The sequence below is a fragment of the Hymenobacter sp. BT188 genome, from assembly GCF_014333585.1.
Classification (GTDB): Bacteria; Bacteroidota; Bacteroidia; order Cytophagales; family Hymenobacteraceae; genus Hymenobacter.
Map to the genome: position 1 here is coordinate 801172 of NZ_JACSCW010000002.1, position 15421 is coordinate 816592.

Consider the following 15421-nt stretch of genomic DNA (forward strand, 5'->3'; position numbering starts at 1 on the left):
CGAAAAAGGCCGGGTTTCAGTTTACGTTTCAGAAGTTGGTTGGTCGGCAGATGGCGTTGGCTTTTTGCGTGGGGGTCTTGCGCGGCGCTTCGGTGACGCTTTAGCAGCCTTTTTCTCCTTTATAGGAGAAGTTTCCAAAGCTAGTGCCGTAGGAACTTCTATTGCAGGCAGGCCAGCCGCGTCTATCATAGGTGCTGACTGCTCTACTGCAGGTAAAGCAAGTGGGCCGGTTGGCTTACGTCGGGCCGGGCGAGCAGTTCTTGGCTTGCTTTCCGCTTTTGCCGTTACTGTTTTAGTCGGTTTGCGCGAGGTTTTGGCAGCTTTCACTTGAGCTGCTGTTCGCCGTTTAGGCCGCGCCGATGCAGGTGTGGGAGTGGCAGCCGACGTTATTTCGGACTCCGGTACCTCGGTAGTCGCCTGTTCTTCCGCAGCAACGGTCTGAATAGAAGCTTCAACAATTGTGTCCGTATAGTCGGTCGTCTCGATTGGTAAGCTGGGGGGCATCTCTACCGCCGCATCTACTATTTCTGGTTGCTCTGACGAGTCATCAGCAATCGGAAGTTCGTCATTTGCTGAATTAGCTAATGATGCTGCCAACTGTGCTGCCTTCTTGCGGCCACTGCGCTTAGCTCCACCCCGCGACCGACGTTTCTTCTTGAAAGGAGCAGCTTCTGTCACCTCCGGTATTGCTCCCTCACTAACGGCTTTATTCAAGGCAGGAGAAAGGTAAGCAGTAGGTGGAGAAGCAACCACAGCCGGGCTTATTACACGCTGGGGGGTATTTTCAGGTTCTCCTATATCAATACGCTCTTCTTGATCCTCGTCAGCTTCAGGTACAGGAACTGGCAGAGGCTTGAGTGGTACTGGCAGCGAATGAAGCTGTTTCTGCACCTCCCGAATCTCTGGGCGTACGTCCACTTGGTTGCCAAGCCGTTGCAGTCGAGTGAGAGTTGCCTCCAAAAACTGCCGGTGCTCGGGAGCAGCTGGGTACAACGGGCGGTGAGCCATTGCCTGGCGCACAGCATCCCATTCCTTCTGAAAGCGCCCAAAATTGCTGTCGAAATATTCACGCGAGAAACGCTCCCAGACGTATTCTTCCGCCACTGCCGACGGATGAATCATGTCGGCAGCATAGAATCGATAATCCCGCAAATCATCCATTAGCAACTCATACGCCGGGAAATACGTCACATCGGGCAACAACTCACTGAGGTAGTGACAAGCCACTCGCAGTATCGATTTGCTGACCGCGTTCAGTGGCAGCGTATCCTTGATATGACGTACAGGACTCACGGTCAGCACAAAGCGCAGCTTCGGATTGCGCCGCCGCAACAAAGCATGAGTCTCAGCTATGGCATTAATAATTTCGTCGGGAGTGAGAAGCTCTTTCTCAAACTGGTCAGCAGGTACTTTATGACAATTGCTTACTATTTCCTGCGTTTCACGCAACCGATACGCGTAAGCCGTTCCCAGAGTCAAAACAACTACATCAGCCGTTTCGAGAAACTGGCCAGTACGCTGCATAAGATCCTGAATGTGCTGTAGTAGCTCCACGGGCGAGTCGGACCCTACCGCAGCATGCAAATCATAGCTCTGCCAGCGTCCCCGAGCAGGCACTAAGTGCTGTTGCCAATCCGTTTCCTCTCCAGCTGCGGCACGTAGCAGTTTGCAGGCCGACAGTGGATTAAAAACGGTCCCAAACGGATTGGCAAGAGACCGTACTTTATAGCTGCTCAGGCGATTACCCAGTACATCTGAAAAGCAGGAGCCTATCGTCAGCACGCGAGCCGCGAGCGAAAAGGGGGTAGGGTGAGGGGTTAGCGGTATTTCAGTACGAAACATCAGAATAATAAATGACCAGAAATGGGTCAATGGGTAAGCAACCTACTCAACTCTCCTCTTTTAGCCAAAACAGCGGTTTTCACCTCATGCAATGCTTACCTTTTATCCAGCCAATAGACATAGCATTATCAAAGTTACTGTCCTTGATCAAATGAGTAACGATGATTAATAAAAAAGCCCCCCAGCGCGGCGCTGGGGGGCTTTTTTATTAAAGCGAGGCAGATTACTCAGCTACAACATTAAAGCGAACCTGATGCTTTACTTCTTTGTGCAGGTTGATAGTAGCAGTGTACTCACCAACAGCAGTTGGCTCCTGATCAAAAGAAATACGCTTGCGGTCCACGTCGATGCTTTTGGCTTTTAGTGCCTCAGCAAGCTGAAGCGTAGTCACACGGCCGAAGATCTTACCGCTCTCACCTACTTTGGCGCGAATGTCGAAAGCAACGTCACCGATCTGGTTGGCGATACCTTGAGCTTCGGTTTTGATCTTTTCAGCTTTGTGCGCCGCTTGGCGTACGTTTTCAGCTACAATCTTCTTGTTAGTCTTGTCGGCTAGAATAGCCAAACCCTGCGGGAGCAGGAAGTTGCGACCATATCCAGGCTTTACCGTCACGATGTCGTTCTTGTAGCCCAGGTTCTTTACGTCGTCTTTCAGAATTACTTCCATTGTCTGTATAAGAAGTGAGAAAGAAGAAAGTAAGGTAAGATGGTCCTGCTGCTGCTAAGCCTCATCAGGAATTCTCATATCTTATTTCTGCCCTTCTCAGGTCTACAATCTATTTCAAAGAGTCGGTTACGTAGGGCATAAGAGCGAGGTGACGGGCTTTAGCCACGGCCTGAGCCACTTTGCGCTGGAATTTCAGGCTAGTGCCCGTGATACGGCGGGGCAGCACGCGGCCCTGCTCGTTTACAAACTTCAGAAGGAAGTTAGGGTCTTTGTAGTCCACGTACTTAATACCGTTCTTCTTGAAGCGGCAGTACTTTTTGCGGGTATCCTGCTTGTGGATCTTTTCGTTGGCGAGGCTCATCTTCTTGTTATTGGGCAACTGCTTCCGATTGTTTCTGGGCTTTCTGCTGATTCATTTCTCCGTTGCGACGGCGCTCGTTATAGGCTACTGCGTGCTTGTCCAGCACCGTAGTCAAAAAACGAATCACACGCTCATCGCGGCGAAATGCTAGCTCCAGCTGGTCCACTATATTACCCGAGCCAGAGAACTCTACCAAGTGATAATACCCGGTTGATTTCTTCTGAATTGGGTAAGCAAGCTTTTTGAGGCCCCAGTTTTCAGTGTTGATAATGTCGGCGCCATTTTCCTTAAGCACCTGCGAGAACTTCTCGATCGTCTCTTGCACCTGACCTTCGTTCAGAACGGGCGTCAGGAGAAAGACCGTCTCGTAATTTCTTACTTCCATTAGACGGGATGAAAAAATTAAGTGAAAAACTAAATTAGGGGGCAAAGGTAGCTAAATCGCAGGATATCTGTGCTAAGCACTGTGCTTATTTTTCCTTAGATGGCAAATCAACCTCTTGTCAAACACCTATATAGAGGTGCTAAAAGGAAAACTTTACGTAAACATTACTTAGTATTAAGTAAGTAAAACCTTTCACACAGAACATGAGTTGGATAACTAACGGCCAACTGCCAAGTGTGCTAGTATATTGGACTAATGTCTGGTCAGTTGAGCTACAACACCTTATTTAGTGTCTAGGTGCTACGAAGTGGGTTTTTGATGGGTTTTGCTGTGTTTTCCTTTCCCAAAAATTAGAAGTATCGCTTTTGTTTCCTGCAATTCCCGACCTACATTTGTGGCCTTAAGGCACCCCTGCGTTTCTTTTCCCCAGTGAATTTGTGCTATGGATAGCATCCGACTTCGTACCCTCCCCCATTTCTTTCTTGCTCTGTTTCTGACGTTTGCCTCCGTCGGCCGTGCTTCGGCACAAGACGTTGGCGACGCTCCGGCCGTGAGTAAAGAAGGGGTGGCTCCCGGAGCTGCAGCTCAGGCTGCGCCCGCTGCCGCCGCAGGCACTACTACCGGCGACGCTGCTGCAATCGCTGCTGGCGACGCATTATATAAAGGTAACTGCGCCCAATGCCACGCCATCAACGAGGTTGTGGTAGGTCCGGCACTGAAGGACGTCCACAAACGCCGCCCTATTTCCTGGCTGATTCCCTGGATCAAGAATTCTAGCAAGATGGTCGCCAGCGGGGATGAATATGCCGTGAAGATCTTTAATCAGTACCAGAAGCAGCAGATGCCCAGCTTCGCGCTGACTGATGCTGAAATCACTTCTATTATATCCTACATCGCTGCCGAAAGCGAGAAGCCGTCTCAAGTGACTGCCGGTGGTGCTACTGCCGGAAATGCTGGCCAGGTTGATGGTCAGGAAACTGGAGGGGCAGCCTCTGCTGGTACAGGCGCCGGTCAATACGTTGATCTGCTCTTAATCGTATTAGTAGTAGTTCTGATTGTATTGGTTGTAACGCTGGTTATCATTGCCAATATCATGGGCGATGTGCTGAAAGGTAGAAAAGACCTTGATGGCCGCGACGTAGAGCTACTCGATCAGAAATTCGATTTCAGTAAAATATATAAGTCTAACCTAGTACGCGGCTTAGCTGTGGGGCTTTTTGTTCTCGTAGTTTTATATGAGTCAGTACAAGGTGTAATGGCTATTGGCTTGGACCAAGGATATCAGCCCACACAACCAATCGCCTTCTCGCACAAGCTGCATGCCGGCGAGAATCAGATTAACTGTGCTTATTGTCATACTAGCGTTTACAAAAGCAAGAGCGCTAACATTCCTTCGGCTAATATCTGTATGAACTGCCACTCGCAGATCAAAACAGAATCGCCTGAAATCAAAAAGATTTACCGTGCCATTGAGCGCAAGCAGCCTATCCAGTGGGTACGTGTGCACAACCTGCCAGATCTAGCTTACTTCAACCACTCCCAGCACACGCAGGTAGGAGGTATTGAGTGCCAGACGTGCCACGGTCCCATCCAGAATATGGAGGTAGTGTATCAATATTCGCCCTTAACTATGGGCTGGTGCATCAACTGCCACCGTGAGCAACCGCTTAATACAAAGGGCAACGGCTATTATGATAACCTCGTGAAATTGCACGATGCTGCCAACCAAGGTGCCGCATTTACTGTGTCATCAAATGGTGGTACTGAGTGCTCTAAGTGCCACTACTAAGTTGTCATATAGCCTAAGTGTCAGCAGGTTTTCACTGATACGTTAAGTCCAGTATCTCAAAATAATACGTCTTACTTAGAGATCTAACTGATTTGCTCTCAGACTTTTGAATCTCCAAGAATATAAGTCAAACAAAATGCAAGAGTCGCCCAAGTACTGGAAAGGAATCGAAGAGCTAGAAAACTCACCAGAGTTTGCAAAGAATGCTTTCAGCGAATTCGCCGATTTCCTGCCGGTTAGCGAAAAAAATAGCTCTACTGACGCCACTGTTTCTCCACGGCGTGATTTTTTGAAGCTAATGGGATTCAGCTTAGCCGCAGCCACTTTGGCTAGCTGTGAAGCACCCATTCATAAGGCAATTCCATACCTGAATAAACCCGAGGAGGTCGATCCAGGCATTGCTAACTTCTATGCTTCGACTTATTTCAACGGTGCAGATTACAACAGCGTATTAGTAAAGACCCGGGACGGTCGTCCAATTAAGCTGGAGGGAAACCCAGAGTCACCAATTACGCGTGGCGGTTTGTCAGCCCGTGCTCAAGCCTCCGTTTTGAGCTTGTATGATAGCGCTCGTCTGCAGCATTTTGCCATCAAAGGTCAACAGGCCGATAAGGACCGCGTTGACCAAGAGATTCGCAGCAAGCTTGCAGCTACGGGGGGCAAAATTGCTATCGTATCCCCAACTATTATTAGCCCGTCGACTAAAAGAGCTATTGCTGAGTTCGCCTCACGCTATCCTACTACCGAACACGTGATGTACGATGCTCAATCGCAATCGGCATTGATACAGGCTAATGGAGGTGTACTGCCTTCTTTCGACTTTAGCAAAGCTAATGTGATTGTGAGCATAGGAGCTGACTTCCTGGGTACTTGGATATCGCCAGTTGAGCATGCTCATCAGTATATCACTAATCGAAAAGTATCAAGCGAAAAAAGGACAATGTCGCGTCATTTTCAGTTTGAGCCCAATCTTTCTTTAACTGGCTCTAATGCTGATGTGCGCGTACCACTCAAGCCGTCAGAAATGGGGCAGGCTACGCTGGCACTCTATAATGAGGTGGTAGGTGGCGGTTCTGCATCAACATATAATAATGCACAACTGAAAAAGGCCGCATCTGAGCTGAAAGCTAATAGAGGACGTAGCTTAGTTGTAGCTGGCTCAAACGATGTAGCTATCCAGACGCTTGTAGCTGCTATCAACCAGTCGCTAGGCAACGTAGGCGCAGCTATAGATACTGCAAATCCTTCTTTGCTACGCCAGGGAGATGATGCACGCATGATCCGCTTGGTAAATGAGATGAATGCAGGCAGCGTTGGCGCTGTAATATTCTATCATGCCAATCCCATTTATGATCACCCACTAGCTGCTAAGGTAAAAACGGGGATTGCTAAAGTGCCCCTGAGTATTTCTCTCAACGACCGCTTGGATGAGACAGGTAGCCTCTGTTATTACGCTGCTCCTGACCATCACTACCTAGAGTCGTGGAACGACTATGAGCCCAAGCGTGGCTCATTGAGCTTAGCTCAACCTACGATTTCGCCCTTATTTGCTACTCGTCAGGCTCAAGATAGTTTGCTAACTTGGGCGGGGAATTCCCAGAGCTACTATAATTTCTTGCGTGCCAACTGGAGAAGCATTCTAGGGGGCAATTTCCAGCAAGGTTGGGATAAGGCTGTCCATGATGGAGTTGCTGCTGGTACTCTCTCTCCTGCATCTGTTGCCCCGGTTGCTGCTTCAATTGATATTAACCAAGCAATCAGTTCTATATCCCGCGCACCAAAAGGTGCCGGCGTTGAATTCTCGCTTTATGAGAAGGTAGGTATCGGCAATGGTTTTGAAGCCAATAACCCTTGGTTACAAGAGTTACCTGACCCAATATCGAAAGCTACTTGGGGTAATTACGTAGCCGTACCACGGGATATGGCCGTAGCAAATGAGTGGGAGCAAGGTGATGTAGTTAAGATTACCGCGAACGGTATATCTATTGAACTTCCTGTTCTTATTCAGCCGGGTCAAGCAAAAGGAGCAGTTAGTATTGCTGTCGGCTATGGCCGGGAGTTAGCTGGAAAAGTAGGTAGCAAAGTGGGAGCCAACGCTTATCCATTAGCCACCGTACGCGGCAATTCATTACAATATAATGGTACTGTCACGCTTGAGAAGACCGGCGCAAAGTCCCCTATAGCTCAAACGCAAACGCATCATACGGTCATGGACCGTAAGCCAGTAGTACAGGAAGCTACCTTGGCTGAGTATATAAAGAACCCTAAAGAAGTAACTGAATACGACAAAATAGCCACTCCTGATGGTTTAGAGAAGCCAAATAAGGTTTCTCTATGGCAGGACTACGAATACAAGAACCATCACTGGGGTATGGTCATCGATCTGAACTCCTGTATCGGTTGCGGTGCATGCGTGATTGGTTGCCAAGTAGAAAACAACATAGCAGTAGTAGGTAAGCAGGAAGTAATCAATCGTCGTGAGATGCATTGGTTGCGTATTGACCGCTACTATAGCTCAGATACCACCAAAGAGGATTTCGCTGAAAAAGGTAAGCTAGATACTTATGCAGCAATGGAAGATCCATCGGAAAACCCGAGTGTGATCTTCGAGCCAATGCTGTGTCAGCACTGCAACCATGCCCCCTGCGAGACGGTTTGCCCAGTGCTTGCTACAACGCACAGCAGCGAAGGCTTAAACCAGATGACTTACAACCGTTGTGTAGGTACTCGCTATTGCGCTAACAACTGTCCTTACAAAGTGCGGCGCTTTAACTGGTTCTCTTATTACACAAACGAAAAGTTTGAGGCAGTGAACGGTCATATGTTCACGGATCTCGGTCGCATGGTTCTGAACCCCGATGTAACTGTACGGGCACGTGGTGTAATGGAGAAGTGCAGCTTCTGTGTACAGCGTATTCAACTTGCGAAGCTTGAAGCTAAAAAAGAGCGTCGTCGTCCGGTGGATGGTGAAGTAGTAACTGCTTGCGCGCAATCTTGCCCTACTCAAGCCATCATTTTTGGTGACTTACGTGATCCAAACTCACGTGTATCACAAGTTACTCGTCGTGAAGATGGCGAGCGTGGCTTCCACGTACTTGATGCAATTAACGTGCAGCCAAACATCACGTATCTAACGAAGATCCGTAATGTGGAGCCAAACAAAGAGCTAACAGTCTAGAAACAGCGAAGGGACAAGGGGTTTATCACGGTATAAAATAGCTTGTCTCGCCACTTTTTACATTCAATATTATGCAGCACGTATCGCCAGTAAGAGAGCCGCTCGTTACGGGGGGCAAAACTTACCACGACATCACACAGGACGTGTGCCGCCAAGTGGAAGCTAAGCCAAACATCCGGTGGATGGCAGCTCTGAGCGTGGCGCTCTTTTTTCTGGGTATATTCTTCTATTCTGTATACCGCACCTTATGGTACGGTATCGGAGAATGGGGGCTGAATAAAACAGTTGGCTGGGCTTGGGACATCACCAATTTTGTATGGTGGGTAGGTATCGGCCACGCTGGTACTCTGATTTCAGCTGTATTGTTGCTATTCCGTCAGAAGTGGCGCAGCTCAATTAACCGCGCAGCTGAGGCAATGACCATATTCGCTGTAATATGTGCGGCGATGTTCCCAGTACTACACATGGGCCGTCCCTGGTTAGCCTATTGGGTATTCCCGTTCCAGAATACATTTGGTTCGTTATGGGTAAACTTTAACTCTCCACTTCTGTGGGACGTTTTTGCCATCTCCACATACTTCTCCGTTTCACTGGTTTTCTGGTATATCGGTCTCATCCCCGATTTCGCTACTATTCGTGATCGAGCCAAAGGCCCTATAGCTAAGCGCGCTTATGCATTGTTAAGCTTTGGATGGAAAGGATCTGCAAAGGCTTGGTCACGTTATGAGACTGTATCTTTAATCTTAGCTGGTGTTGCTACGCCTTTGGTGCTCTCAGTACACACTATTGTATCAATGGACTTTGCTACCTCTGTGGTACCAGGATGGCACACTACTATCTTCCCTCCTTACTTCGTTGCAGGGGCCATTTTCTCAGGCTTTGCGATGGTTTTAACATTGATGCTTATCACGCGGGTAGTCTTCAAACTCGAAGATTATATTACTATAGAACACATCGCTCTCATGAATAAAATCATGATGATTACGGGCTCTATTGTAGGTGTCGCATACATCACTGAATTCTTTATTGCTTGGTATTCACAGGTTGAATTTGAGCAGTATGCATTCATCAACCGAGCCACAGGGCCATACTGGTGGGCATATGCATCTATGATGACTTGCAACGTAATTACACCTCAGTTGGTGTGGTTCCGTCGCATCCGCTATAGCATTCCCGCTACGTTCATTCTTTCCATTATCGTGAACATCGGTATGTGGTTCGAACGCTTCGTAATTATTGTGACGTCCTTGCACCGGGATTATTTGCCTTCAAGCTGGGTGATGTTCTCACCAACTTGGGTCGATATTGGAATTTATGTAGGTACGCTGGGCTTATTCTTTACTCTGTTCTTACTCTTTGCGAAGTTCTTTCCAGTAGTGAATATGGCTGAGGTTAAGACCATCCTTAAGTATGGGGTGGATAATGGCCCAACATATACTGGTCATCATGGCCATGGCCACCAAGTAACTCCAGCTCATCAACCCGTTGCTCCTGCTATCCCAGCTTCTGCTCCCGTAAATTATAATAAGCATGACTAAGCGCTTCGCCCTCGGCATCTTCGACGACGAGGACGTGCTATTGCACGCCATCGAGAACATCCGCGCCGCTGGGGTTAAGATCCACGATGTGTTCTCTCCTTACCCAGTTCACGGTATTGACGACGCTCTCGGTATTGAGCGCTCACGCTTACCAATCGCAGCATTCTTCTTTGGTCTAACAGGCTTGTCATTTGCCCTGTGGATGCAGATTTATATGCTAGGTTTCGATTGGCCAATGATCATTGGTGGTAAACCTCATATTGCTCTACCAGCATTTATTCCTGTGAGCTTTGAAATGACGGTTCTTTTCTGTGCTCATGGAATGGTACTTACCTTCTTTACAATCAGTAAACTATATCCACGTTGGAAGGTGCCAGTGATGGATGTGCGTGCTACAGACGATAAGTTTGTAATGGCCATAGAATTAAAAGATGATGCTTCTGAATTGAGTCGCTTGACTCAACTACTCCGCGAAAACGGTGCATCAGAAGTCAACGAAAAAGAAATGACCCAGAAATAATGATGCACTGGCTGAAATTAAGTCTTCAGGGGTCTACGATGCTCTTTGCTGCAGTATTAGCTACTAGCTGCAATCGTGCTGATGTTCCGGCTATTCAATATGCCCCCGAAATGTATGAGCCTATTCCATATGAAGCGCTCAAACAAACAAACGTCAATGTAATTAACCCACTGGGGACCAACCAACGTGTTCCAGTTGTGGGAACCGTTCCATTGGGTAAACTAGATTACTACACACACATACCTAAGGATAGTGTTGGTATTGCGGAACGCGTGCTACGTAATCCTCATCCTTATTCGAAGGCCAACTTAGAAGAAGGAAAAGCACTCTATACTAGAGTTTGCTCTCATTGCCACGGTGAAGACGGAAAAGGTCAGGGCCCTGTAGGCATTAAGTTTAAGGGTGTGCCGAGTTACTCTGCAGGCGCTTACAAAACAATGAATGATGGGCATATCTATCACGTCATTCAATGGGGACGTAACCGCATGATGCCACATGGCTCCATTGTTAATCCTGAGGAGCGTTGGAAAATAGCTATGTACGTTCGTGTACTACAGCAAGGTGAAGGTCCTGATGGTTTAGCTAAATTAGTAGACATTAGCCAAGATTCAACTGAGATGACTGATCGTGCTAACCAAAGTCCAATAGAAGAGGCTCAAGCTGACAAAGCCTCTAAGACCCCAGGACAAGGTGGCACGGAAGCAAGAAACGGAACGGCGAACTAATAATATGGCAACTCTGACGCACCAAGACAGTGTTACGGCTGAACATTTACAGCTTCCGCCCAGCACTCGTAAGAAATTTATTATAATAATTGCGGCAGGTATTATCCTGTTGATAATTGGAGCTGTACTAGCTGCTCTCGGAATAGGAGAGGAGCATAGTGCTGTTGCAGGACATGAAGCCGGGACAGGAGCAGGAGCTTCTGCAGAACACCATGAAGGCAGTCCTACTTGGGTCAAGCGAATTCTTGTAAGCCTTTGGCATAGCAATGTGTACTTCATTGGTATTGCTGTAATCGGCACATTCTTCGTTGCACTACAGTATGTGGCTTACGCTGGTTGGTCAGTATTAATTAAGCGTATTTCAGAGGCATTGAGTGCTTGGCTACTACCGGGCGCGATCATTATGCTTATCGTGTTCTTCGTTGGTCGCCATGATCTTTTTCACTGGACGCATGATGGCATTATGACTCCTGGTCACGAAAATTATGACGCTATAGTTGCTGGCAAAAGTGGTTTTTTGAACTTGCCATTCTATGTTATTCGAATGGTCATATACCTGGGTATCTGGTGGTTCTTTTCAGAAAGGCTAAGAAAACTTTCGATTGAGGAAGACCTTAATGGCGGAACTGAGTATTTTCATAAAAGCATAAATGTTGGTGCTCTATTTCTAGTTCTATTTGCTGTTTCATCTTCTATGGCGGCGTGGGATTGGGTCATGTCAATTGACGTACATTGGTTCAGTACAATGTTTGGGTGGTATGTATTCGCAAGTTGGTGGGTATCAGGCCTAGCAGCTGTAACACTCACAGCCATTTATCTAAAGCAAGCCGGTTACCTACACTTCCTGAATGCTAACCATCTGCATGATCTAGGTAAATTCATGTTTGGCTTTAGTATCTTCTGGACATACATCTGGTTCTCGCAATTTATGTTGATCTGGTATGCCAACTTGCCAGAAGAAGCAGTTTATTTCAATCAGCGCTTGGGGGGCTTTAATGGCCACTATACTTGGATCTTCTATTTCAATTTGATTATCAACTTTGCTTTCCCATTTCTGGTGATGATGACCCGGGATGCAAAGCGTCAAATGATCATGCTGAAAATTGTATGTATTGCCATCTTGATAGGTCATTGGTTTGATTTCTACTTGATGATCATGCCCGCCACTATGAAAGGTGAAAGTGGATTTGTAATTGAAATAGGCATTGCACTGATCTTTTTGGGCTCTTTTCTGTTGTTATTTACGAAACGTTTAAGTCAGGCCTCATTGGTGCCTGTGAATCACCCTTTCCTCGATGAAAGTGTGCATCATACAACCTAAAATTGATTTGAGTATTAGGTGATAAATTACCTAAGTAGATAGTCTCAATACTATTTACACACTCAGTATCGCTGTATTCACATCTATCCCTAGATAATGATTGCTCTTGGTATTCTACTGGTACTGGTGCTACTTCTAGTCGTATTCGGCTTGTTGTTCCGCCTCCAGATCCTTACTTCCATCTTTTCTGGTAGCTTGACCCGCGAAATCGGTATGAGCAACCGTGTTAATGCTATACTGATGATCATCTTCATGGTGGTCGGCGGAGGCGCTTTCGCATGGTCGTTTATTGAAAATTACGCCAAGATGAATCCTCCTATTGCATCCATTCATGGGTATGCGGTGGAAAATATGTTTTGGACTACGATGATCATTTTGGGTGTAGCGTTCGCGCTTACCCATCTTATGTTGTTCATCTTCTCATATCGTTATCAGCATAAGGATGGACGGAGAGCATTCTTCTTTTCTCACAATAACAAGATCGAGATTATCTGGACACTGATTCCAGCCATCGTAATGGCTAGCCTCGTGTTCGCAGGTTGGAAGGAGTGGACTAAGATTACAGGTCCGGCCCCTAAGGATGCCATTGTACTTGAAGTAATGGGCAAGCAGTTCAACTGGCTGGTACGTTATCCCGGTCGTGATCAGAAATTAGGAGTTGTTAACTACCGCCTAATTGATGCTACTAATGAGTTCGGATTCGACTTGAATGACAACAATGCCATGGATGATTTCACTGTGAACGAAATCCATGTGCCAAAGGGCCATCCTGTTTTGCTGAAGATTCGCTCGCGCGACGTACTGCACGGCGTCTATATGCCAAACTTCCGGGTTCAGATGTACGCGGTACCAGGCATGCCAACCAAGTTTTGGTTCACTCCCACTAAGACGACGGACGAGATGCGCGCGCAGTTGGGTAATCCAAAATTCAACTATGAGTTAGCATGCTCACAGATCTGTGGCCGAGGTCACTTTGCCATGAAAGCGATCATAGTTGTAGATGAGCCAGACGATTATGTAGCTTGGTTTGCTCAGCAAAAGTCATTTGCAGAGCAGAATCCTGATGTTTTAGCTAGCTTCAAACAGAAGTCGGATAAACTTGTTAAAAGCAAGAATGCTGATGCTGCCGCTGTCATGACTCAGACTACCAAAGCCTCGCTTTAACTTACCTTATAACGCACGCTCCACTGTATGGCTGCTAATATTCCCACCAATGCTCCAGTGCATGGAATGCCCATCATGCCTCGTATCGAGCATGATGAGCACACGCATCATGATGAGCACCATGAGCAAAGCTTTCTGACTAAATATATATTCAGTCAGGATCATAAAGTCATTGCTAAGCAATTTCTCATAACTGGTATTTTTTGGGCCATTTTAGGAGGAGCGCTTTCTAGCCTGTTCCGGATTCAATTAGGATGGCCTGAGTCAACTATGTCATGGTTGACACCTGTATTAGGTAAATGGGTTGAAGCCGGTAAGCTCAACCCAGAGTTTTATCTTGCTCTCGTTACGATGCACGGCACTATCATGGTGTTCTTTGTGCTAACTGCCGGATTAAGTGGTACATTTTCCAACTTCCTGATTCCATTACAGATTGGAGCGCGTGATATGGCTTCAGGATTTATGAACATGCTTTCGTACTGGTTTTTCTTCGCTTCCAGTATCATCATGTTCATCTCTATTTTTCTTGAGACTGGCCCTGCTTCAGCTGGTTGGACTATTTATCCCCCGTTGAGTGCATTACCTCAAGCAATTCCTGGTTCAGGGGCTGGCATGACGCTTTGGCTAGTGAGTATGGCTTTGTTCATCATATCTCAGTTGCTAGGTGGAGTTAACTATATTACCACGGTCATCAACCTGCGGACTCGTGGAATGTCGATGTCCAAATTGCCACTTACGATTTGGTCATTCTTTTTGACAGCTGTATTAGGCTTGCTTTCATTCCCTGTATTATTTTCAGCTGCTCTATTGCTGATATTTGACCGTTCGTTTGGTACTAGCTTCTTTTTGTCAGACATATATATTGCTGGTCAAGCACTAAGCAACACAGGTGGTAGCCCTATCTTGTTCCAGCACTTATTTTGGTTCTTGGGTCACCCAGAGGTATACATTGTTATCATGCCTGCCATGGGTATGGTTTCAGAGATTCTTGCTACGAACTCACGTAAGCCTATTTTCGGCTATCGTGCTATGATTGGCTCGTTGCTCGGTATTTCTCTGCTCTCATTCGTAGTGTGGGCCCACCATATGTTTGTGACGGGCATGAACCCATTCTTAGGGTCAGTGTTCATGTTTCTAACATTGATCATTGCTGTGCCTTCTGGTGTAAAGGTGTTTAACTGGCTGGCTACGTTGTGGCGGGGTAACATTCGCTTCACTACGGCTATGCTGTTCTCGATTGGCTTTGTATCGTTGTTTATTTCAGGTGGTTTGACCGGTATTGTTCTGGGTAATGCTGCTCTGGATATTCAGATGCATAACACATATTTTGTAGTGGCCCACTTTCACCTTGTGATGGGTAGCTCAGCGTTCTTTGGTCTGTTTGCTGGTGTGTATCACTGGTTCCCAAAGATGTTTGGACGTATGCTTGATGAAAAACTAGGTTACGTTCACTTCTGGCTCACCTTCATTGGTGTATACTTGGTGTTTATGCCGATGCACTACGTTGGTATAGCTGGTTTCCCACGTCGCTATTATGCTTTCACAGGATTTGACAGCTTTAGCCAATTTGCTGACTTGAATAAGTTCATATCCGCTGCTGCCATATTCGCTTTCTTTGGTCAATTCGTCTTTATCTTCAACTTCTTCTATAGTATCTGGCGAGGCCGCCGTGCTACTGAGAACCCATGGAACTCGAATACCTTGGAATGGACCACTCCAATTAATCCTGGTCATGGTAACTGGCCCGGTGCTATTCCAGCTGTACATCGTTGGCCTTACGATTATAGCAAGCCCGGTGCTGAAAAGGACTTTATTCCTCAGAACGTACCATATTCACAAACGCAGTCGTCTAACCTGCCCAACGAGCGGGAGATGGCGGAATAATTGCCCCCCAATCAAATAAAAGGAGCCGCTGTATTTACGGCGGCTCC

12 protein-coding genes are annotated in these 15421 nt (G+C 46.9%); 8 read left to right on the forward strand and 4 right to left on the reverse strand.

Going from position 1 to position 15421, the window contains the following annotated elements; all coding sequences use genetic code 11:
• Positions 1-21: 21 nt before the first annotated feature.
• The 4 genes from H8B13_RS07495 to rpsF form a co-directional block, all read right to left on the reverse strand.
• Positions 22-1842, reverse strand: a complete 1821-nt coding sequence (locus H8B13_RS07495; protein WP_187310169.1) for a GSCFA domain-containing protein — start codon at positions 1840-1842, stop codon at positions 22-24.
• Between the two features lie 223 nt (positions 1843-2065).
• Positions 2066-2509, reverse strand: coding sequence for a 50S ribosomal protein L9 (gene rplI, locus H8B13_RS07500; protein WP_187310170.1), 444 nt, complete (start codon positions 2507-2509; stop codon positions 2066-2068).
• Positions 2510-2618: 109 nt separating this feature from the next.
• Positions 2619-2870, reverse strand: a complete 252-nt coding sequence (rpsR, locus tag H8B13_RS07505; RefSeq protein ID WP_086593116.1) for a 30S ribosomal protein S18 — start codon at positions 2868-2870, stop codon at positions 2619-2621.
• Between the two features lie 7 nt (positions 2871-2877).
• On the reverse strand, positions 2878-3255 hold the full coding sequence (gene rpsF, locus H8B13_RS07510; RefSeq protein ID WP_133271966.1) for a 30S ribosomal protein S6: 378 nt from the start codon (positions 3253-3255) through the stop codon (positions 2878-2880).
• Between the two features lie 442 nt (positions 3256-3697).
• On the opposite strand from rpsF, the gene H8B13_RS07515 reads away from it, so the two are divergent.
• From H8B13_RS07515 to H8B13_RS07550, 8 genes are all read left to right on the forward strand, one after another.
• A complete protein-coding gene (locus tag H8B13_RS07515; protein WP_187310171.1) occupies positions 3698-5044 on the forward strand; it encodes a c-type cytochrome in 1347 nt (448 codons plus the stop codon).
• Between the two features lie 136 nt (positions 5045-5180).
• Positions 5181-8222, forward strand: a complete 3042-nt coding sequence (locus H8B13_RS07520; protein WP_187310319.1) for a TAT-variant-translocated molybdopterin oxidoreductase — start codon at positions 5181-5183, stop codon at positions 8220-8222.
• Between the two features lie 71 nt (positions 8223-8293).
• Positions 8294-9760 carry an NrfD/PsrC family molybdoenzyme membrane anchor subunit gene (gene nrfD, locus H8B13_RS07525; protein ID WP_261990257.1) on the forward strand — a complete coding sequence of 489 codons (1467 nt, stop codon included), beginning with the start codon at positions 8294-8296 and terminating at the stop codon, positions 9758-9760.
• The gene (locus H8B13_RS07530) at positions 9753-10280 is read left to right on the forward strand and encodes a DUF3341 domain-containing protein (protein WP_187310172.1); all 528 of its coding nucleotides are present in this window, start codon (positions 9753-9755) and stop codon (positions 10278-10280) included. Before nrfD ends, H8B13_RS07530 begins: the two co-directional genes overlap by 8 nt.
• Positions 10280-11005 (forward strand): c-type cytochrome, encoded by a 726-nt coding sequence (locus H8B13_RS07535; protein WP_187310173.1) that lies wholly within the window; start codon positions 10280-10282, stop codon positions 11003-11005. Before H8B13_RS07530 ends, H8B13_RS07535 begins: the two co-directional genes overlap by 1 nt.
• 4 nt (positions 11006-11009) lie before the next feature.
• A complete protein-coding gene (locus tag H8B13_RS07540) occupies positions 11010-12326 on the forward strand; it encodes a quinol:cytochrome C oxidoreductase (protein WP_222841358.1) in 1317 nt (438 codons plus the stop codon).
• 96 nt (positions 12327-12422) lie between these two features.
• Complete coding sequence (locus H8B13_RS07545; RefSeq protein ID WP_187310174.1) at positions 12423-13490, forward strand: cytochrome c oxidase subunit II; 1068 nt, start codon at positions 12423-12425, stop codon at positions 13488-13490.
• A gap of 75 nt (positions 13491-13565) precedes the next feature.
• Entirely contained in the window at positions 13566-15374 is a 1809-nt protein-coding gene (locus H8B13_RS07550; protein WP_410054431.1) for a cbb3-type cytochrome c oxidase subunit I, read from the forward strand.
• Positions 15375-15421 lie beyond the last annotated feature (47 nt).

Excerpts from the sequence above, each read along its gene's own strand:
- H8B13_RS07530 (WP_187310172.1), top strand. The coding sequence starts at position 9,753 with ATGACTAAGCGCTTCGCCCTCGGCATCTTCGACGACGAGGACGTGCTA.
- rpsF (WP_133271966.1), bottom strand. The coding sequence starts at position 3,255 with ATGGAAGTAAGAAATTACGAGACGGTCTTTCTCCTGACGCCCGTTCTG.
- H8B13_RS07545 (WP_187310174.1), top strand. The coding sequence starts at position 12,423 with ATGATTGCTCTTGGTATTCTACTGGTACTGGTGCTACTTCTAGTCGTA.
- rpsR (WP_086593116.1), bottom strand. The coding sequence starts at position 2,870 with ATGAGCCTCGCCAACGAAAAGATCCACAAGCAGGATACCCGCAAAAAG.
- H8B13_RS07495 (WP_187310169.1), bottom strand. The coding sequence starts at position 1,842 with ATGTTTCGTACTGAAATACCGCTAACCCCTCACCCTACCCCCTTTTCG.
- rplI (WP_187310170.1), bottom strand. The coding sequence starts at position 2,509 with ATGGAAGTAATTCTGAAAGACGACGTAAAGAACCTGGGCTACAAGAAC.
- H8B13_RS07535 (WP_187310173.1), top strand. The coding sequence starts at position 10,280 with ATGATGCACTGGCTGAAATTAAGTCTTCAGGGGTCTACGATGCTCTTT.
- H8B13_RS07540 (WP_222841358.1), top strand. The coding sequence starts at position 11,010 with ATGGCAACTCTGACGCACCAAGACAGTGTTACGGCTGAACATTTACAG.
- H8B13_RS07520 (WP_187310319.1), top strand. The coding sequence starts at position 5,181 with ATGCAAGAGTCGCCCAAGTACTGGAAAGGAATCGAAGAGCTAGAAAAC.
- nrfD (WP_261990257.1), top strand. The coding sequence starts at position 8,294 with ATGCAGCACGTATCGCCAGTAAGAGAGCCGCTCGTTACGGGGGGCAAA.
- H8B13_RS07515 (WP_187310171.1), top strand. The coding sequence starts at position 3,698 with ATGGATAGCATCCGACTTCGTACCCTCCCCCATTTCTTTCTTGCTCTG.
- H8B13_RS07550 (WP_410054431.1), top strand. The coding sequence starts at position 13,566 with ATGCCTCGTATCGAGCATGATGAGCACACGCATCATGATGAGCACCAT.